Origin of the sequence: Nocardia sp. NPDC058480, from assembly GCF_042720495.1 — a bacterium.
Classification (GTDB): Bacteria; Actinomycetota; Actinomycetes; order Mycobacteriales; family Mycobacteriaceae; genus Nocardia.
Genome location: NZ_JBHXMN010000003.1, coordinates 448736 through 466592, shown reverse-complemented (window position 1 = coordinate 466592; position 17857 = coordinate 448736). Strand labels below are relative to the sequence as shown.

The 17857-nt window shown below is 66.9% G+C and carries 17 protein-coding genes; 8 read left to right on the top strand and 9 right to left on the bottom strand.

What is annotated here, in order from left to right; genetic code table 11:
* Positions 1-77 precede the first annotated feature (77 nt).
* Positions 78-878, bottom strand: a complete 801-nt coding sequence (locus tag ACFWO8_RS10965) for a hypothetical protein (protein ID WP_378947704.1) — start codon at positions 876-878, stop codon at positions 78-80.
* Positions 879-1033: 155 nt separating this feature from the next.
* Positions 1034-1549 carry a lipoprotein LpqH gene (locus tag ACFWO8_RS10960; protein WP_378947701.1) on the bottom strand — a complete coding sequence of 172 codons (516 nt, stop codon included), beginning with the start codon at positions 1547-1549 and terminating at the stop codon, positions 1034-1036.
* 157 nt (positions 1550-1706) lie between these two features.
* On the opposite strand from ACFWO8_RS10960, the gene ACFWO8_RS10955 reads away from it, so the two are divergent.
* The 4 genes from ACFWO8_RS10955 (at position 1707) to ACFWO8_RS10940 (ending at position 7142) form a co-directional block, all read left to right on the top strand.
* Complete coding sequence (locus ACFWO8_RS10955) at positions 1707-3101, top strand: hypothetical protein (RefSeq protein WP_378948224.1); 1395 nt, start codon at positions 1707-1709, stop codon at positions 3099-3101.
* The gene (locus ACFWO8_RS10950; protein WP_378947697.1) at positions 3101-4276 is read left to right on the top strand and encodes a hypothetical protein; all 1176 of its coding nucleotides are present in this window, start codon (positions 3101-3103) and stop codon (positions 4274-4276) included. Before ACFWO8_RS10955 ends, ACFWO8_RS10950 begins: the two co-directional genes overlap by 1 nt.
* An 89-nt stretch (positions 4277-4365) precedes the next feature.
* Entirely contained in the window at positions 4366-5880 is a 1515-nt protein-coding gene (locus tag ACFWO8_RS10945; protein WP_378947694.1) for a tetratricopeptide repeat protein, read from the top strand.
* A gap of 44 nt (positions 5881-5924) precedes the next feature.
* Positions 5925-7142 (top strand): CHAT domain-containing protein, encoded by a 1218-nt coding sequence (locus ACFWO8_RS10940; protein WP_378947691.1) that lies wholly within the window; start codon positions 5925-5927, stop codon positions 7140-7142.
* Positions 7143-7153: 11 nt separating this feature from the next.
* On the opposite strand, the gene ACFWO8_RS10935 is transcribed toward ACFWO8_RS10940, so the two are convergent.
* From ACFWO8_RS10935 to ACFWO8_RS10915, 5 genes are all read right to left on the bottom strand, one after another.
* Positions 7154-8221 carry an alpha/beta hydrolase gene (locus ACFWO8_RS10935; protein ID WP_378947688.1) on the bottom strand — a complete coding sequence of 356 codons (1068 nt, stop codon included), beginning with the start codon at positions 8219-8221 and terminating at the stop codon, positions 7154-7156.
* A 141-nt stretch (positions 8222-8362) separates the two neighbouring features.
* Positions 8363-8659, bottom strand: a complete 297-nt coding sequence (locus ACFWO8_RS10930) for a hypothetical protein (RefSeq protein WP_378947685.1) — start codon at positions 8657-8659, stop codon at positions 8363-8365.
* A gap of 112 nt (positions 8660-8771) precedes the next feature.
* On the bottom strand, positions 8772-9497 hold the full coding sequence (locus ACFWO8_RS10925) for an amino acid ABC transporter ATP-binding protein (RefSeq protein WP_378947682.1): 726 nt from the start codon (positions 9495-9497) through the stop codon (positions 8772-8774).
* Entirely contained in the window at positions 9494-11275 is a 1782-nt protein-coding gene (locus ACFWO8_RS10920) for an ABC transporter substrate-binding protein/permease (RefSeq protein WP_378947677.1), read from the bottom strand. The genes ACFWO8_RS10925 and ACFWO8_RS10920 overlap by 4 nt, the downstream gene beginning before the upstream one ends.
* A 70-nt stretch (positions 11276-11345) precedes the next feature.
* On the bottom strand, positions 11346-12140 hold the full coding sequence (locus ACFWO8_RS10915; protein WP_378947674.1) for an LLM class F420-dependent oxidoreductase: 795 nt from the start codon (positions 12138-12140) through the stop codon (positions 11346-11348).
* A gap of 137 nt (positions 12141-12277) precedes the next feature.
* Here ACFWO8_RS10915 and ACFWO8_RS10910 point away from each other — a divergent pair, with 137 nt between their 5' ends.
* Both ACFWO8_RS10910 and ACFWO8_RS10905 read left to right on the top strand, forming a co-directional pair.
* Complete coding sequence (locus ACFWO8_RS10910; RefSeq protein ID WP_378947669.1) at positions 12278-13357, top strand: ABC transporter ATP-binding protein; 1080 nt, start codon at positions 12278-12280, stop codon at positions 13355-13357.
* A gap of 147 nt (positions 13358-13504) precedes the next feature.
* Positions 13505-14152: an NADPH-dependent F420 reductase gene (locus ACFWO8_RS10905; protein ID WP_378947664.1), complete on the top strand. Its 648-nt coding sequence runs from the start codon at positions 13505-13507 to the stop codon at positions 14150-14152.
* Here the strand turns inward: ACFWO8_RS10905 and ACFWO8_RS10900 are convergent.
* Positions 14149-14679, bottom strand: coding sequence for a winged helix-turn-helix transcriptional regulator (locus tag ACFWO8_RS10900; RefSeq protein ID WP_378947659.1), 531 nt, complete (start codon positions 14677-14679; stop codon positions 14149-14151). The genes ACFWO8_RS10905 and ACFWO8_RS10900 overlap by 4 nt on opposite strands.
* Positions 14680-14763: 84 nt before the next feature.
* Here ACFWO8_RS10900 and ACFWO8_RS10895 point away from each other — a divergent pair, with 84 nt between their 5' ends.
* On the top strand, positions 14764-15933 hold the full coding sequence (locus ACFWO8_RS10895) for a thiolase family protein (protein WP_378947656.1): 1170 nt from the start codon (positions 14764-14766) through the stop codon (positions 15931-15933).
* A gap of 141 nt (positions 15934-16074) precedes the next feature.
* Positions 16075-17049 (top strand): o-succinylbenzoate synthase, encoded by a 975-nt coding sequence (locus ACFWO8_RS10890; RefSeq protein WP_378947653.1) that lies wholly within the window; start codon positions 16075-16077, stop codon positions 17047-17049.
* Positions 17050-17224: 175 nt separating this feature from the next.
* Here the strand turns inward: ACFWO8_RS10890 and ACFWO8_RS10885 are convergent, their stop codons facing one another.
* On the bottom strand, positions 17225-17752 hold the full coding sequence (locus ACFWO8_RS10885) for a TIGR04338 family metallohydrolase (protein ID WP_378947650.1): 528 nt from the start codon (positions 17750-17752) through the stop codon (positions 17225-17227).
* Positions 17753-17857 lie beyond the last annotated feature (105 nt).

Below are 17857 nucleotides of genomic sequence, written 5' to 3'. Positions count from 1 at the left end.
ACCAAAACTCGGCGCGCGCTGTGACCGATCACGGATGGATCAGCGATAGCACGCGCCGAGCGCGTATGAGGTTGTCATCAGGCGTTGACCGGAAGGGAGATCACCACCTCCTGCTCGTTGCCGGGCAGGTAGTGCACAGCCACGATCCGGCCCACCTGCACCGCCCCGACCGCCGACGGGGGCAGGTACTTCTCGGCGCGGGTCTCGAAAGTTGTGCCGTCGGGCCGGGTTACCACCAGGCCGAGCGCGATCTCGGTGTAGCCGCCGCGGATGCGACCGGGGACGTCGAGGCTGCGGACCACCGCCTGGGCGGCCAGCCCGCGTTCGGCGATGTCGAGCTTGCCGCGGGTGGTGATGCCCTTGCGGATGAGCGATTCGTTCATCGCCCGCTGGGCGGCGCCGTTGTCGCCGGAGCGGTCGACCTCGACCTTGTCGGTGCGGCCAGGGAGATACCGGACCGGCAGGACTACGCCCGGCTGGAGCAGTGCCAGTTCGGTGAGCGGGACAATCATCTTGGCGTGCGAATCGAAGACCTTCCCATCGGCGCCTTCGACCCGGAAGGCGATCTTGACCTGGGGTTGGTCGTTCACCGAGACACCGGTCTGACGGAACGAGGTAATGGTGCCGATACCAACGGCGGCGTCGCGGAACTCGCTGCTGTTGCGGCCGGTGAAGGCTTGGAGAATGCCGTCGCCGGTGAAGGCGAAGACGATCGGGACGATGGTGAACGCGATGATCGGCAGGGCCATCTGGGGACCGACCCAGCCGAGCATCGTGCCGGTGTATTCGTCAGGGGTGTAGGTGATTCCGTAGTAGAGGTAGTAGCCGATGGCGAGGATTCCGAAGGCGACCGCGGCCGCACGCAGCTTGGATTTCATGATTTCTCCTTGTCTAATTGCGGCTGGTGCCGCGGTTCTCGGCGCTTAACTCCGCCTCTTCCCTCCCTCCGGGCACTCCTTCGTCGCACCCTCCGGTCAGTCCAGAGGCGGAGGCGCGCCGAGAACTGCGGTGTGTGCCCGGGTCGCAGATGAGGTCAGGCGCCGACGATGGTGGAGCAGGCGAAGGTGATGTCGAACTCGACCGTCGACGGACCCGCCAGCGGGTTGGTCATGTCGGCGCTGATGCCCTCGCCGGTGATGCGGTAGGTGTTGCCGTCCTTGGCCAGCGTCGCGGAGCCGCCGGGCTGGCCGTTGCCGTAGCCGACGGCGTAGGGCAGGCCGTTGGCGCCGCCCTGGCTACCGCCGATGGCGACCGCCTGGACCTTCTCGCCTTCGACCGACGCGCTGACCGAGAGGCTGCCGTAGGTGGCGTTGGCCATGTCGGTGAGCGCGAGGGCGAGGGTGCCGCCCTGCTTGGCGCAGGTGGTGTCGAACTTCGCGGTGAAGTCCTTGCCGTCGACGCTGGCGGTGGACTTACCCGCGGCCGGGGCGGGCGCCGCCGATCCGGGCGTGCTCGGGGAGGCGGTACCCGCGTCGTCGCTGCAACCGGTGACGAACAGCGCGGTGGCGGCGGCGGAAGCGGCGAGGGCGGCGATCAGCTTGGTGTTCATGATGGTTCCGTTTCACTCGGTATCGGCGGGTTGATAACCCGTTGAGAGAAAGGTAGAAATCCCGCGCCGCCTACCGATCCCAACTTTCAGGCTTCGCAACCGCCGCACCGACCGCCGAAAATACCTATAACCTGGTCGGATGCGGAGACCGCGCGCCATGGTGCTCGATGAGGTGTGGCGGGGGCTCGACGGTGTCGACGCGTTGAGTGGGGCCGATGGCGGACCGTTGCGGCGGACCGTGAAGTTGATTCTGGATCCGCTGGTGCTTCGGCCGATGCAGCACCCGGTGTTGGCCTCGAGCGTGCTCGATGAGGACGGGATCACGTTGCTCACCGCGCTCGTGCACGCGCGCTCCGATGCGCTGCGGGCATGTGCGGCGTGGTTTGTGGTCATGAAGCAGGCACGGCGGGCGCTGCGGATCACCGAGGGGAACGCACAGGATCTGTACTTCCAGCGCTGCTTCGAACTCGCGACCGTGTGGGGCGCTCCGACGGGTGACGGACGAGCGCGGGCCGAGGCGACCTTGCGAGAAGTCCACGAGAGCACGGGCGGGCGCACCACCGCCGCCCTGAAAAGCTATGTGACCGCGCCACATCGAGCGGCCGAGCTGGCCGAGCTGCTGGAGGTCGCCTGGGCGCGACGGCCTCTCGCGCCCTACGGCGCTCGTGATCTGGCCGCCGAACTGACCGAGTTGCTCGAAGCGTGCACGCTGGCCCGCGCAGGGGATCCGGCAGATGCCGGGCCGCTGTTCGATGACATCGTCGACGACCGTGCCGGCACCCATCGCGGGATCGCCCTGTGGCTGGAGCATCCAGCCGACGGTGCCGATCACCTGGGACTCACCACGCATTCGAGCCCTCAGCGACCCGAACTGGGCGCGTCCGCGTCGACCTCGAATCTCGGACTGCCGTTCGACCGAACCGTCTACGAGCGGGTGTTCACGGTGTTGCAGGGCAGTCTCGATCGGACCGACCTGCCCGAGATTCCAGAGCTGGTGACGCGTGAGATCTCGCGCAGTTGTTCGCCGTGGGGGTTGCTGGATGAATCGTTGCGGGTTGCCGCTGCAGCGGGTTGTGAACTGGCGCTCGGTCTCTCACCGATGCTCGACGAAGTCGCCCCGGGCAGGTCGGAAAACTCCGGCGCATCACCGACTTCGATCGAATCCCGCGGCGACGAACCGCGGAAGGCGGACTCGCACCAGGTGGTCGAGCCTGGCGCGATGACCTCCCGTGCGCACCACGTGGTCAACAGCCGGTGGCGGCGAGAAGGGTATGTGCTGCAGGCGCGGCGGTATGCGGTGCATGTGGTCGACGGGGTAGATCCGCTGGCGGCGGTCGCGGCCGAGTTGCGCACCCCGTGGCGGCCGTATCTGCGCCGGTTGTGGGTGCGATTGCACGGGCGGGATGTACGGGAGATGCCGATTTACGAGCCCGGTGAGCTGTGGGATCTGCTCGATGGTGTCGCCCGGTCGGTGATGCTGGATCACCGCGCGCGGGTCAAACAGGCGCTGACCGCCGACGCCGCGGCCGTTGCGGAAGCGAGGGCCAGCTGATGACTGTCGTCCATCTGCGCCATGCGGACCCGGGCCTGCTCGTCATCGCTCCCGAGGGGGCGCCACTGGTGACCGATGGCGCGCCAGGGCTCGATGTGCTGGTGCTCGAAGTTATTGGGGGACACCTGACTTGGAGCCTGCTCGATGGCGGGATGGTGCCGGCGGCGGTGCTCGATGATGTTGCGGCGGCACATGATTGGGTGTGGGCGGTGTACGGCGAGCAAGTCGCCGTGGCCGTCGCTGACAACAATCCCCGAGCACTGGCAGCCTCGCCTGCTCAGCCGGAGACGGTGGCAGCACTCCGTCGACTTGCTTACGCGCACTGGGCAAGTCGATGGTGGCCCGCGTCGACTGTCGACGGGATTGCGGCCCTGAATCCGCGGCTGCTGCTCGAGGAGATCGAGGTGCTCACCGAGCGGTGCGAGATGATGTTCGACGAGCGATCCAGTGCGGTGGGGCCCTACGTAGGCCGCGAAGCAGAGGAGACCTCCGGCGGCGCAGCTCCGGGGGGCGGGTCGGGGATTCGTGGATCGATGCCGGGGTCATCGGGTGACTTCGGGATATCGGACCGCCTCGGACTCGATGGCGATTCCGCATCGATCGGTCGATCACGCGGTCGTGCCGCGGATTACGCGTTGGCGGCCGGCGGCGCGGATACGGCCGACGGGCTGATCGTCGCGCGGGGTAGCTTGGGCTGGGACTGGCGGCGTTGTCCGCCCGGCATTCTCGACGCGGGCGAGAACGCGGTGTCGTGGCAGGTGACGCGGGCGGCCGGGGTATCGACGGTGCGGGTCAGTGTCGTTGCCGCGCCGGATTGTCGGGGCATTATCCCCGAACATCTTCGCCCGTACGCGTGGGTGCGGTCGGCCGACGCGCAACCCGCACGCGCGGGGCACAACCCAGCGGCGCCATCGACGTACGCCGACGCAGAGTTCACTACGCCATTACGCCTGAGCGGAGACTCCTGGACGGGAGCGGTGCGAATCCTCGGTACACCTGAAATACCGCCTGAGATCATCGTTTTCGTCCCGGGTGTCGGTCCGGCCGACCCGGTGGACGAGTCGGCGGCTCGCGATCGAATCCGCCGGTTCGCCCGGCTGCGCCTCACCGAACCCACCGGCGACCCACGCCTGAGCGCCGAAACGTCCGCAGCCGAATCGGACGAGGACTTCTGATGCCTGCGGGCGGACTGCACCTCGACCGCGAAACCTGCGCTGCTCATTCAGCGAAAAGTGTGCACCCCACGCGGATCAGGAGCAGATAGATGGCAGCAACAGGTAGAACGTCGGACCAAGACGATGCGCAGCTCACCGCGGGGTACGCGGCGTATCAGCGTGGCGATGTGGTCGCGGCGCTGGAGATCTTCGAGCAGGCGGCCGACGGTGCGGCACCGCGGTTGCGGAGCGCGGCGCTGATCAATGCCGCGAGTATGGCCGATGAGCTCGGGGATCACCGGCGGTCGGTGGTGCTGTTCCGGACGGCACTCGCTGAGATGCCCGAAGACGCCGCGCATCAGCGACCTGCGGCGTTGGTGAATTTGTCGCAGGCTTTCCAGCACCTGGGCGAGTTCGATGCCGCGCAGGATGTGCTCGAGGAGGCGCGCGCGCTGCTTGCCGACAGTACCGATCAGGGGCTGTTGCGGGTGGCGTGCCTGCTGTCGCTGACAGCGGTAGCGCTGCACCGGCAGCAGTGGGCGCGGGCCGGTGAGTTGGCAGGCGACTCTCTCGGTGTGACAGCACGTTTCGCGCCGGAGCTGGCCGGTCACCCGTTGATGAACCTGGCCGCCTGCTCGTTCGAAACCGGGCGATGGGAACTGGCCATCGACTTCGCCCGGCAGGGGGTGGCCGCTTTCGCCGCAGCGGGCGAGGAGGCCTCAGTGGCCGAGTCGCGGCAGAATCTGGCCACCATGCTGGTGCGTGCGGGGCGTTTCGACGAGGCAGAAGAGCCCTTGCTGGCCAGTCAGGAGTTCTTCGAGGCCGGGGAATTGGGACATTGGTCCGGGATCGGGGCCAAGACAATGGGCTTTCTTGCCGAACGCCGGGAGGACTTCACCACGGCGCGTCGCCATTACGAGCGCGCGCTGGAACGGTTCGACGCCACCGGCGCGGTGGTGGACGCGGCGGACGTTCGACTGCGCCTGGCCACCCTCGCCGGTGCGGAAGATGATCTCGCTGTCGCCGAAGAGCTACTCGACGCGTCGTTCTCGGTCTACGCCGACCACGGGCTCGGGCTGCACTGTGCCCAACTCGACTACTGGCACGCCGAACTCCTCTGCGCCTCGATCGACCGAGCAGCACAACCGGATCCGGCGCTCCTGGCCCGCGCGGTCTCCCTGTCGGTCCCGGCCGCCCTCGCCATCGACGCCGTCCGCCACACCCTCCCCAACGGCAACCAGCGTGCACACTGGCACCGCACTGTCGCCGAACCGGCCATGCGCCTGGCCTTCCACTGCGCCGCCCGCTCCGGCAACGGCCAACTGGTCAGCGACTTGATCGATACCCAGTGCGCTGGAACGACTCTCGACCTGGCCGCCTACACCGACGCGGACACACCCAGCCTTGATTTCGAACTACTCGATCCCATCCCGGCCGAGCAGATAACCACGCCCGCACTACAACTCGGTGCCGCACTCGCCAACGTGGCGGCAGCGGCGGGAATCCCTGTCGCACTCCCGCCTCGACTCGCCGACGGCGATCGAATAGTGCTGGCGGACTTCATCACCTACGCCGAACAACGGTACCGCCGCGCGGTCCGCGACCAACGGGTAGTCGCGCTGTGATCGCCCAACCACCTGCCCCGAACACACCGACCGCGCTCGTCAGAATGGCTGACGCGGGCGATGTCTACGTGTCGTGGCGATGGGTCGACGATGTGCTCGCACGCGGAGTAGCGACGCTGCCACGCGATCAGGTGCGTAAGACATTGCGGATGCTGGCCGGGGCGGTGCCCGATCCCACCCGGTCCGAGGATCTGCGGCGCGTGATGACCGAGGGCGCACTGGTCGACCCAACTGCGGAAAGCACTCTGGCGCAGGCATTGTCACGCACCCTGTTGCCGTATGGATTGGCTGTGCAGCTCCACGAACTCTCGCAGCGCGGGATTCGGCCGCATCTGCGGATTCAGCCTTCGCCGCGGCTGGCGCAGGTGCCGTGGGAGATCATCGCCCCCGATCCCGCGATCCGGCTGCTCGATATCGCCGACGTGAGCCTGCTCGCGCCGGTGTCGGTGGTGCACGCACCGCAGCGAATCGTGCGCCACTGGAATGACACTCGCGATCTACCGGTGGTCGCGGTACTAGATCCTCGGGTACCCGGATTCCGCGCCGACTCAGAGCTCGGATCGGTGCTCGGCCGACCGAGCGGGGAATCTCTGGTGGCCCAGCATTTCGACCGCTACGGCGATCGCGTAGTCCCCCGCGTCGACAATCCTGTTGAGCTGTTCCGTCGCGCCGACACCGACCGCGTCTGGCTGTCCGAAGTTCTCCGGGCAGGTGCGAGCCGACTCGTCTACGTCGGCCATGTCACCGCCCCCGCACCGGAATCCGGCCAGAGCGAACACGCCGAACTCCACCTCAGCTGCACCACCGACACCCGCGGCTTCGCGGCGACCAACCGCACCCACCGCCCCCTCTCGGCCAAAGACCTCCTACTCGGCACCCACTCCATCGACCCGGCCCCGACATCGGGCCGCGACCTCTGGCCGATGCCGAGCCGCGTCGCCCTCATCGCCTGCGAAAGCGGCGGCGACCTGCGCTTCACCGAGGCCCTCGGCCTCACCACCGCCGCCATGGCAGCGGGCGCGGAACTGGTGACGGCCACCCGCTGGCCCCTCCCCACCGACCACGCCTTCCACACCCTCACCCCCACCACGACCTACCCCCTGCAATCGGCCATCTGCGCCGTGGACACCGCCCACGATTCACCCACACCCATCCCCACCCTGCTGACCTGGCAAAGGTCGCGACTGGCCGCCTGGCGAGACGCCCCGACACCGGAGAACTCACCCCTGCTGTGGTCCGCCTTCGCCACCGTCACCGGCTGACCGGCGCACGGCTATTCGGGAAGTCCCAATCCCGCGGCGAGCACCGGCCACGACCGGTAGAACGCGTCTCGCCAGTAGCCCCAGGAGTGCGTGCCGCTCGGTTGACGGTCGAAGGTCGCGGGAATCCCCAACTCGGCAAGCCGGGACTCGAGATTGCGGGTGCACCAGTTGACCGCCGCCTCGATGACGCCGCCGACGACGAGCTGATTGGCCAGGCCGAACGGTGTCGGATTCATCATGTACGGGTCGTCGACGCGGTCGTGCGGGCCGGGCAGACCGGAGGCATCCGAGACGAACAGCCTTGTGCCACGCAGCTTCTCAGCGTGAACGACGGGGTCGTTGGCCACCCAGGCAGGGTCGTCGTCGGCACCGTACATATTGCTGACATCGCCCCCACCGTAGGTTTCCACGACCAACTTGGTGAACTGCTTACCGATCGGGTCCGAGATCTGCGCACAGCCGCTGTAGCCGGCGACGGACTGGTAGAAGCCCGGCCTGGCCTGCGCCAATTGCAGGACGGCCGTGGCGGTCATCGAATTGGCGGCGATGGCGTTGACGCCGTTGGTGCCAAGGGCCGCGTCGACCAGGGGTGGGAGTTCGTCGAGGAGGAAGGTACGCCATTTGTTGCGGCCCAGCGCGGGGTCGTCTCGCTGCCAGTCGGTGTAGTACGCCCAGGCGCCGCCGATCGGCATCACCACATTGACGTCCTTGGTCGCGAGGAAATCGCCGACATCGGTGTTCTGCCACCAGGTTGCGCGGTCCTCGCCGCCACCGGCGCCGTTGAGGAGGTAGAGCGCCGGGCGCGGCACAGAGGCGTCCTTGGGGCGCTGCACCTTCACGGTAACGGGCTTGTTCATCGCGGCGGAGAAGACCAACATGGTCAGATTTCGATCATCGACCCTGCTCGAGATGATGTTCGAGCCGTTCGCGGTGGTCGGCGTCGCGAGGAGCTTCTTGGTTTCGATGATCGGATCGCGCCCGTCGGCCAGGCCGCTGCCCGCGCCGAAGGTGGTGACGCACGCGGCCAGCACGCTGCCAACGACACCGAAAGTCAGTGTGCGCCTGAATGTTTTGCCCATCGGCCGAAAATTCCCCATCCATGAATCGGCAGGCGTGACGCAGGCCGCAGGGCACAGACAGTATCCGGGGAACCGATCGATCGTCGAGCCAGAGGTAATACGGGCAGCCGACCCCGCCCGAGGCGGGGTCGGACCCAGTGGTTAATGGTCGTCGTAGTGGTCCGCGTGGGCTGCGTGGCGGTGACCGTCGTGGATGTAGTCGACGTGGTCGCCGTGCGGGACGGCGACGTGCCCGCAGCCGGGGCCGTGCTCGTGGGTGTGGGCGGTGTGCTCGACGTGTGCTGAGCTCTCGCACTCGTCGAAATGGCCCTCGTGTTCGCGGTGCAGATGGCCGTCGTGGACGTAGTCGACGTGGTCCTCGTGCGGAACCGCGACGTGGCCGCAAGTGGGCCCGTGGACGTGGGTGTGCTGCGGATGTTCGGCGTGCGTGGTGGTCATCGGCTCTCTCTTTCCGGTTTCCCGGAACACGGTCCGGTACTGATCGAATGGAGCTCCAAGCACTTCTGACATTAGCAGTTGCGCATGCGTTGCTGCGAGGCCCCTTACCTGGTCAGAGGACCTGATCGAGGAAGCGGCGCAGGCGTGGGGTCTTGGCGTCGTCGAACAGGGCGTCGGGGGTGCCGGTCTCCACGACGACGCCCTGATCCATGAACACGACACTGTCGGAGACCTCGCGGGCGAAGCCCATCTCGTGGGTCACCACGATCATCGACATGCCACCGGCGGCGAGCTCGGCCATCAGCGCGAGCACGCCCTTGACCAGCTCCGGGTCCAGCGCGGAGGTGGCCTCGTCGAAGAACATCAGCTCCGGTTTCATGGCCAGCGCGCGGGCGATGGCCACGCGCTGCTGCTGGCCGCCCGACAGTGAAGCGGGCCTGGCGTCGGCCTTATCGGCCAGGCCGACGATCTCGAGCTGCTCGATCGCCAGCGCGCGGGCCTCGTCGGCGGACAGGCCGCGCAGTTTGCGGGGGCCGAGGACGATGTTGTCGGCGACGGTCTTGTGCGGGAACAGGTTGAACTGCTGGAAGACCATGCCGATGCGCTGGCGCAGCTTGTCGGGGTTGTCTTCGAGCACCGACTTGCCGTCGAGGAGCACGTCACCGGAATCGGGTTCGTGCAGGCGGTTGAGCACGCGCAGCAGGGTCGATTTACCCGAGCCCGACGGGCCGATGACGGTGGTGGCGTGGCCTGCCTCGACGTGGATATCGACACCGCGCAGGATGTGGTTGTTGCCGAGCGTCAAGTTGAGCCCGGTGCCGGTCAGCGATGCACTCATGCCCCTCGCCCTTCTGTGATGACTGCCTGCTCGATCGGGTCGGCGGGAGTGGGTTTGCCGGTGCGCATGCGCTGGTCGATGTAGTTCACCAGGTGGGTGAGCGGGATGGTGAGCACCAGATACATCAGGCCCGCGGCGACCAGCGGGGACAGATTGCCGGTCTGGGCATTGAGGTCGCGGCCGACGGCGAACAGCTCACGCTGGGAGGCGAGCAGGCCGAGGAAGTAGATCAGCGACGAGTCCTTGATCAGCGCGATGAACTGGTTCATCAGCGCGGGCAGCACCCGGCGCACGCCCTGCGGGATCACCACCAGCGTCATCGACTGGCGGTACCCGAAACCGATGGCGCGCGCGGCTTCGAGCTGACCGGGCTCCACCGACTGGATGCCCGAGCGGAAGATCTCGCCGATATAGGCCGACGAGAGCAGGGCCAGCGCCACCGCGCCGAGCCAGTACGGGTTACCGCCGGTGATATTGCGGACCACCGGACCGATGCCGAGGCCGATGAGCAGGATGATCACCACGGCGGGCAGGCCACGGAAGATGTCGGTGTAGACGCGGGCCGGCCAGCGCAACCAGCGGGTGCGGGAAATACCCATCACCGCGAGCAGCATGCCGATCACGGTGCCGAGGACACCCGAAACCACTGCCAGGATCAGAGTATTCGGCAGACCGGTCTTGATCAGATCGGGAAACGCCTTGCGGTACAACGACCAGTCGAAGAAGGTGTCCTTCAGCTGTTGCATGGTCGACTTCTGTGCGACCTGTTCGGTATCGGCAGGCTGATTCTCGGCCGCGAGCGCATTGAAGTCCGGAAGTTGGGGTGTGGGTGCGGCTTTCGAACCGGGCTTCCAGCCCGGCGGCAGTTCGCGTGGCACCCAGTCGGCGTAGAGGCGGGCGTAGGTGCCGTCGGCGATCACCGCGTCCAAGCCGGAATTGAGCGCGTCGATCAGGGGCTGGTTGTTCTCGGCCACCGCGTAGCCGACGAAGTTGTCGAGGCTGAAGGTGTTCTGCGAGACCACGATTCCGTCGCCGGGCTTGATCGCGCCCTCGGCTTGCGCCGACGGTGCGACCCAGGCGTCGACCTGGCCGGACTTCAGGTTCGCGTAGGCGGTGTTGTAGTCGGGGAACTTCACCGGATCCAGCTTCAGCTGGTTCACCACGAATTCGTCCTGCACGGTGCCCTGCACCACCGCGATGCGCGAGCTCTGGTTCAGGTCGCCGAAGCCCTTCACCGCGCTGCCCTGCGGGACGACCAGGGAGAAGTAGCCGAAGTCGTAGCCGTTGGTGAAGCCGACGAGTTCGCGGCGGGCATCGGTGGTGGTGATGTTGGACGAACCCACATCGAAGCGCTTGCCCGCCACCTGGGCGAGCAGACCGGCGAACTCGGTGCCGGAGAACTCTACGCGCAGACCGAGTTTCGCGCCGATCGCGGTGAGAAGTTCATTGTCGAAGCCGGTGAAGACGCCCTGCCCGTTGACGCAGATGCTCGGCGGCGCGTCGGACAGGGTGCCGACGCTCAGGGTGCCCGGGTTGAGCAGACCGAGTTTCGCGGTGTCGATCGAGTCGACCGGTGCCGTTGTCGCGGTGGTGTAGCGGTCGGCGCCCGCCGTCTCGCCCGCGGCCAGATTGGTCGGTGCGGCGGCGGCAGCTGACGGCCCGGGTGGGGAACAGAGATCGCGCGCCGAGCTGCTGTCGGAGCCACCGCAACCGGTCGCCGCGACACCGACGAGGAGCAAGAGGGCAGCGATCCGCGCCCGAGTTCGTACACCTGCCATGCCGATAGACCCTAGTCGCAACCTTGCACATCGAAGGTTGCGCATCGCGGCGCCACGGGGTGGTCAGGGCTTATGCGAGGCCCTCGAGCAGCGAGGGGTTCACGTCATCTCGCCATTCGATGGCGTGGTGCACCGGGGTGAGGTCGTAGTCGGGACCGGAGACACCGACGGTGAACAGGGTGGCACCGGCGTCGTGCAGCGCCTTCGCGCCGTCGCGCCCCCGCCACGGCACCGAGCGTTCGATTCTTGACTCATCGGTGCCGACGTCGGCCGCGTGCTCGGCCAGGACCTTGTTCTTGTGCACCAGGGTCGCCGCGTCGGCGAAGGAATGCCAGATGTCGGCGTACTCGGCGACCAGCCGCAGCGTTTTGCGCTCACCGCCGCCGCCGATCAGGATCGGGATCTCCCTGACCGGTGGCGGATTCAGCTTCGCGAGCCGGGCGGTGATGCGAGACATGCTGTCCTTCAACAGTTTCAGTCTGCTGCCCGGTGTGCCGAACTCGTAGCCGTATTCGTCGTAGTCACGCTCGAACCAGCCCGCGCCGATGCTGAGGATCAGCCTGCCGCCGCTGATGTTGTCCACCGTGCGCGCCATATCGGCGAGCAGGTCGGGATTGCGGTAGCCGCCGCCGGTCACCAATGCGCCGAGCTCGACCCGCTCGGTCTGCTCCGCCCAGGCACCGAGCATCGTCCAGCACTCGAAATGCGCGCCCGCGGGGTCACCGGTGAGCGGGAAGAAGTGATCCCAGTTGAAGACAATGTCGACTCCGGCGTCCTCGGCCCGCAATACGGCATCGCGAATGAGCCCGTAATCGGGCGCATGCTGGGGCTGAAGCTGGACTCCGATACGCACCGGACGACTCATACCGTTGGCTCCTAGAGGGCTCGGGTTGGCTCCGCGACCGAGGCTACCCGGCGCCATCGATGGCCGCTACGATCCCTCCCGACCCACTACTCGGATCGTCCGGCACGTTCCTGCCGGGATGGGATGTTGATCTACGCATGGCTACCGTGACTTTCGACCGCGCTACCCGGCTCTATGCCGGTGCCACCAAACCCGCGGTCGACGCACTCGACCTGGAGATCGCCGACGGCGAATTCCTGGTGCTCGTCGGCCCCTCGGGGTGTGGCAAATCGACCTCGCTGCGCATGCTGGCCGGCCTCGAGGAGGTCAACGGCGGGTGCATCCGGATCGGCGACAAGGACGTGACCCACGCCGAGCCCAAGGATCGCGATATCGCGATGGTGTTCCAGAACTACGCGCTCTACCCGCACATGTCGGTCGCGGAGAACATGGGTTTCGCGCTGAAGCTGGCCAAGGTGTCCAAGGCCGAGCGCGACGAGCGCGTGCTCGAGGCAGCCAAACTGCTCGACCTCGAGCAGTACCTCGATCGCAAGCCGAAGGCGCTGTCCGGCGGTCAGCGTCAGCGGGTGGCGATGGGACGCGCGATCGTGCGGCAGCCGCGGGTGTTCCTGATGGACGAGCCGCTGTCGAACCTCGACGCCAAGCTGCGCGTGCAGACCCGTACCCAGATCGCCCAGCTGCAGCGGCGGCTCGGCACCACCACGGTCTACGTCACCCACGACCAGGTCGAGGCGATGACGATGGGCGACCGCGTCGCGGTCCTCAAGGACGGCCTGCTCCAGCAGTGCGCCTCCCCGCGCGACCTCTACCGCGATCCGGCGAACATGTTCGTCGCCGGGTTCATGGGTTCGCCCGCGATGAATCTGTTCACGCTGCCCGTCAACGACGGAACCGTCACCATCGGTGGGTACCCGGTGCGGGTGCCGCGCGCGGTGGCCGACGCGGGCGAGGGCTCCGTGGTGCTCGGCATCCGCCCCGAACACCTCGAGGTCGGCGACGGCGGCCTCGAAATGGAGGTCGACGTGGTGGAGGAGCTCGGCTCCGACGCCTACGTCTACGGCCGCGCGGTCTCCGCGGGTGCCAGCGGCCAGACCGGGGAAACGATTGTGGCGCGCGTGGATTGGCGTAACCCGCCGTCCAAGGGCGAACGCCTCTGCCTGACGGCCGACCCCGAACACGTGTATTTCTTCAGTGTCGACGGCCAGCGCCTGCGCTGATTCGAATGACGCGGGCGGCTCGTCGATCGAGTCGCCCGCTAACGATTCCGCTGTACGCGTAGACACGCGGCTCGATACCTGGTCCGGCCCTATGCTGATGCACGGCCCGGTGATCGCCGGGCCGGTTCGCCGACATGAGGTAGTGACATGCGCATAGCAGTACTCGGCACCGGTCAGGTCGGCCGACGGCTGGCGAGCAAGCTGGTCGAGGTCGGGCACACCGTGACGATGGGATCGCGCACGGCCGACAATGCCGACGCCGCCGCGTGGGCAGCCGAAACCGGTGGGGCACACGGCACTTTCGCCGATGCGGCGGCTGCGGCGGAGCTGATCGTGAACGCCACGTCGGGCACGGTATCGGTGGCCGCGCTCACCGCGGCCGGGGCGGACAACCTCGCGGACAAGATCATCGTCGACGTTTCCAACGCACTCGACTTCTCACAGGGCTTTCCACCCACACTCGTTGTCCCCGAGGCGGGCAGCGTCGCCGAGGAAATCCAGCAGGCCTTCCCCGGCACCCGCGTGGTGAAGACGCTCAACACCACCAACAATCAGGTGATGGTGGACCCGACCCGAATCCCCGGCCAGCACAACATCTTTCTCAGCGGCGATGACGCCGACGCCAAGAAGCAGGTGGCACAGCTGCTGAACTCCTTCGGCTGGGCCGACGAACAACTGATCGACCTCGGCGCCCTGAACACCGCCCGCAGTACCGAACCGGTGGTGCTGTTGTGGGTCAGCCTGTTCCAGGCTCTCGGCACCGAAGATGTGACCATCGGCGTGTTCAGCGCCTAGCTGTCCAGCTTCTTCTTTCGGCGCTCGTCGCGGTCGCGGAGGTAGTCCTGGTTGACCCGGACGGCCAGGCGTTCGAGGGGGATCTCGGTGCCGTCGGGGGTGCGCAGGTCGGCGCGGACCGGGGCGCCGGTTTCGGCGTCTACCCGCAGCAGGGGTGGGGGGCCCGGCTGGAGGTAGGCGTCGCCCCATTGCCAGAGGGCCACTACCGCGGGGAGTAGGTCTCGGCCCATGTGGGTGAGGGCGTACTCGTGCCGGGTGCGTTTGCCTTCTTCCTGGTAGGGGCGTTTTTCCAGGAGGCCCGCGGCGGTGAGTTTGCGGAGTTGGGCCGCGGCGGCGGCGTCGGTGATGCCCACTCGGCTGGCGAAGCCGTCGAAGCGGCTGGTGCCGTAGTAGGCCTCGCGCAGGATGAGCATCGCGGAGCGGGTGCCGATGAGGTCCATGGCTCTGGCGATGGAGCAGCCTGCCGTGTCCCATCTACTGAGATCGGCCAGAGGTCCTTCCATCACGGCTGCCATGAGAGACATCATAGCCAATCTGACTTGAGTCGATGATAGTTAGGATCTAAGCTGGCTATTGTCAACTAGAGTCAGTGTTGTCGAAAGAGGACTTCCATGCGAGACGCGGTCATCGTCGAAGCGGCACGCACCCCGATCGGGCGGGGCAAGCCGAACGGCGCACTTCACGACGTTCATCCTGTTGATCTACTGGCGCACAGCCTGCGGGCGGTCGTCGAGCGCAGCGGGATCGATCCGGTGCTGATCGACGATGTGATCGGCGGCATCGTCACCCAGGTCGGGGAACAAGGGTCGAATATGACTCGGCGGGCCGCGCTGGCCGCCGGGTATCCGGAATCCGTGCCTGCCACGACGGTGGATCGGCAGTGCGGTAGCAGTCAGCAGGCGATTCACTTCGCGGCGCAAGGGGTTATCGCGGGGGCCTACGACATCGTGGTCGCCGCGGGCGTGGAATCGATGGGGCGAGTTCCCATGGGCGCCAACATGGTCGGGGCCACCGACTTGTCGGGCATCGGGTTCGCCGAGCGATATCCCGACGACCTCGTCCCGCAGGGGATCAGCGCCGAACTCATTGCCGCGAAGTGGGGTCTGACGCGGACCCAGCTCGACGAATTCGCGCTCGCGAGTCACGAAAAGGCCGCGCGGGCAACCAAGGACGGGCTCTTCGCGAACGAACTCGCGTCGATCAACGGGCTGAACACCGATGAGGGAATCAGGGTCGGCAGCACCATCGAGACCCTTGCGAAACTGAAGCCCGCCTACTACGACCCCACGATGGCGGCCCGCTTCCCCCAGATCGGCTGGGAGATCACCGCCGCCTCGGCCAGCCAGGTCAGCGACGGTAGCTCCGCGGTGCTGATCATGTCCGGCGAACGCGCCGAACAGCTCGGCCTGCGTCCGTTGGCCCGGCTGCATAGCTTCTCCGTCGCGGGCGACGACCCGCTGCTCATGCTCACCGCGGTCATCCCGGCTACCGAGAAGGTGCTGCGGCGGGCGGGGCTCGAGCTCGGTGATATCGACCTGTTCGAGATCAACGAGGCGTTCTCGCCGGTTGTGCTGGCGTGGGCGAAGGAGACCGGCGTGGATATGAGCCGGGTCAACGTCAACGGTGGGGCGATCGCCCTCGGGCATCCGCTGGGCGCCTCCGGAGCACGATTGATGACCACACTGGTACACGCGATGCAGCAGCGCGGAGCGCGCTACGGACTGCAAACCATGTGCGAAGCCGGCGGTCTCGCCAACGCCACCATCATCGAACGCTTATGAACCGGAACGGCGGCGCTCACCACGAGCGCCGCCGTTTCACCTCGGCTGTCAACACGCCGTCACCACCGAGAAGGTCTGCCGACCAGCGGTGCAGCCGACCGCGGAATCACGCACGCGCAGGCGAGTTCTACGATCGGTCGGGTGAGCGCCGACCTGTTTGTTTATGCGATTCCGTTGCGGACACGGTTTCGGGGGATCACTGTGCGCGAGGGGATGTTGATTCGAGGGGAATTGGGCTGGGGAGAGTTCTGCGCGTTTCCCGAGTATGACGATCGAGAAGCAGCCGGGTGGTTGGCTACCGCTGTCGAACAGGTGACAGTCGGCTGGCCGGCGCCGGTGCGTGATCGAATTCCGGTGAATTGCACTGTGCCCGCTGTTGATCCCGTGCGCGCGAGAAAGATTGTTCGGGACTCCGGTTGCGCGACAGCCAAAGTGAAAGTGGCCGACCACCCTGATTCGCTTGCCGAGGATCTGGCTCGAGTGGCGGCGGTGCGCGAGGCGATCGGGGACTCGGGAGCCATTCGAGTCGATGCGAACGCGGTGTGGGATGTGGAGACGGCCGTTCGCAATATCGGTGAACTCGACAGGGCCGCCGGGGGTTTGGAATATGTCGAGCAGCCGTGTTCGACGATCGAGGAATTGGCCGAGGTTCGGCGGCGGGTTTCGGTGCCGATCGCTGCCGACGAATCGATTCGGCGGGCGGAGGATCCGATGCGGGTAGCGGTGGCGGGGGCTGCTGATGTGGCGGTGCTGAAGTGCACGCCTTTGGGCGGGGTTCGGCGGTCGTTGGCGGTTGCCAGCGCGGCTGGGCTGCCGACCGTTGTCTCGTCGGCGCTCGAGACCAGCGTCGGACTGTCCGCACAACTGGCATTGGCAGGCGCGCTGCCCGACCTCGAATTCGCCTGCGGCCTGGGCACTCTCGCACTATTCGAGGGCGATCTGGTCGCGGAGTCGCTGCTACCGGTAAACGGATGGTTGCCCGTCCCCACCACACCACCCGAGCCCGATCCCGCATTGCTCGACAAGTACCGCCACCCCGATCCCGACCGAGTCGACTGGTGGCTGCGCCGCTACGAGCGAGTCACCGCACTACTCGAAACGGGTAAGCCCCTGTAAGTCCCTACCCAAAGGGGCCCGCCCCGATCTGGACTGACCGAAGGGTGCGACGAAGGAGTGCCCGTAGGGAGGGAAGATCGGGGCCTCAGGGGCCCCGCTCGAGCGCGCCAGCGCTCCAAAAATACAGCCATGTAAACCACCCCCGAACCACTAACCCCGGTGTGCCCCCACCTCCTCAGCCGAACCGAACACCACATCCGGCAAAGGTCGCACGGATGAGCAAAGCAGCCTCCGGACCGATCACACCGTCGACCAATTCGACATAGCGGGTGCAGAATTCGGGACCGTGGGGGGCCTCTTCTGAATCGGACGATAGGTGATGGGCGAGTTCGTGGAGAACCACGAGTTCGCGCAGGGCCCAAGCGGTGGAGCCGGTGTGTAGCGGAACGGCCAGGACGGCGGTTTCGGGCTCGTAGTGGGCTGCTGCGGCACCACCACGGGCGCGGACACGGACCGATACCGCGGCCCGTTCCCATTGCGCACGAACCCAATTCAGTGCCAACACTTTGTCGACATAGGTCTGCACCGAATCAACCGAGGCAAAGCGTCGCTCCACCGGCAGGGTCAGCTGGGAGCCGTAGACCTCCACCGTCCGATGCCCGAACTCGTCGGCCCGGTCGAACACCCCACGCACCAACTGCTCACCGTCATAGACCCTGGCGCGCTGACCGTCGCGCTGCCGACCCGACTCAGCCTCGGACACAAACTGTTCCGACCCGACTGGCCGATTCGGGCCGGAGCCGAATCGATATCGACCGCCTGCCCGCACCGCACGGCCCCTTTGCCGCTGTGCGCGACTGCCTGGTCG

Bases quoted from the DNA above. Each gene is read 5' to 3' on its own strand.
- ACFWO8_RS10965 (WP_378947704.1), bottom strand. From the start codon at position 878: ATGAAATCCAAGCTGCGTGCGGCCGCGGTCGCCTTCGGAATCCTCGCC.
- ACFWO8_RS10960 (WP_378947701.1), bottom strand. From the start codon at position 1,549: ATGAACACCAAGCTGATCGCCGCCCTCGCCGCTTCCGCCGCCGCCACC.
- ACFWO8_RS10955 (WP_378948224.1), top strand. From the start codon at position 1,707: ATGGTGCTCGATGAGGTGTGGCGGGGGCTCGACGGTGTCGACGCGTTG.
- ACFWO8_RS10950 (WP_378947697.1), top strand. From the start codon at position 3,101: ATGACTGTCGTCCATCTGCGCCATGCGGACCCGGGCCTGCTCGTCATC.
- ACFWO8_RS10945 (WP_378947694.1), top strand. From the start codon at position 4,366: ATGGCAGCAACAGGTAGAACGTCGGACCAAGACGATGCGCAGCTCACC.
- ACFWO8_RS10940 (WP_378947691.1), top strand. From the start codon at position 5,925: ATGGCTGACGCGGGCGATGTCTACGTGTCGTGGCGATGGGTCGACGAT.
- ACFWO8_RS10935 (WP_378947688.1), bottom strand. From the start codon at position 8,221: ATGGGCAAAACATTCAGGCGCACACTGACTTTCGGTGTCGTTGGCAGC.
- ACFWO8_RS10930 (WP_378947685.1), bottom strand. From the start codon at position 8,659: ATGACCACCACGCACGCCGAACATCCGCAGCACACCCACGTCCACGGG.
- ACFWO8_RS10925 (WP_378947682.1), bottom strand. From the start codon at position 9,497: ATGAGTGCATCGCTGACCGGCACCGGGCTCAACTTGACGCTCGGCAAC.
- ACFWO8_RS10920 (WP_378947677.1), bottom strand. From the start codon at position 11,275: ATGGCAGGTGTACGAACTCGGGCGCGGATCGCTGCCCTCTTGCTCCTC.
- ACFWO8_RS10915 (WP_378947674.1), bottom strand. From the start codon at position 12,140: ATGAGTCGTCCGGTGCGTATCGGAGTCCAGCTTCAGCCCCAGCATGCG.
- ACFWO8_RS10910 (WP_378947669.1), top strand. From the start codon at position 12,278: ATGGCTACCGTGACTTTCGACCGCGCTACCCGGCTCTATGCCGGTGCC.
- ACFWO8_RS10905 (WP_378947664.1), top strand. From the start codon at position 13,505: ATGCGCATAGCAGTACTCGGCACCGGTCAGGTCGGCCGACGGCTGGCG.
- ACFWO8_RS10900 (WP_378947659.1), bottom strand. From the start codon at position 14,679: ATGATGTCTCTCATGGCAGCCGTGATGGAAGGACCTCTGGCCGATCTC.
- ACFWO8_RS10895 (WP_378947656.1), top strand. From the start codon at position 14,764: ATGCGAGACGCGGTCATCGTCGAAGCGGCACGCACCCCGATCGGGCGG.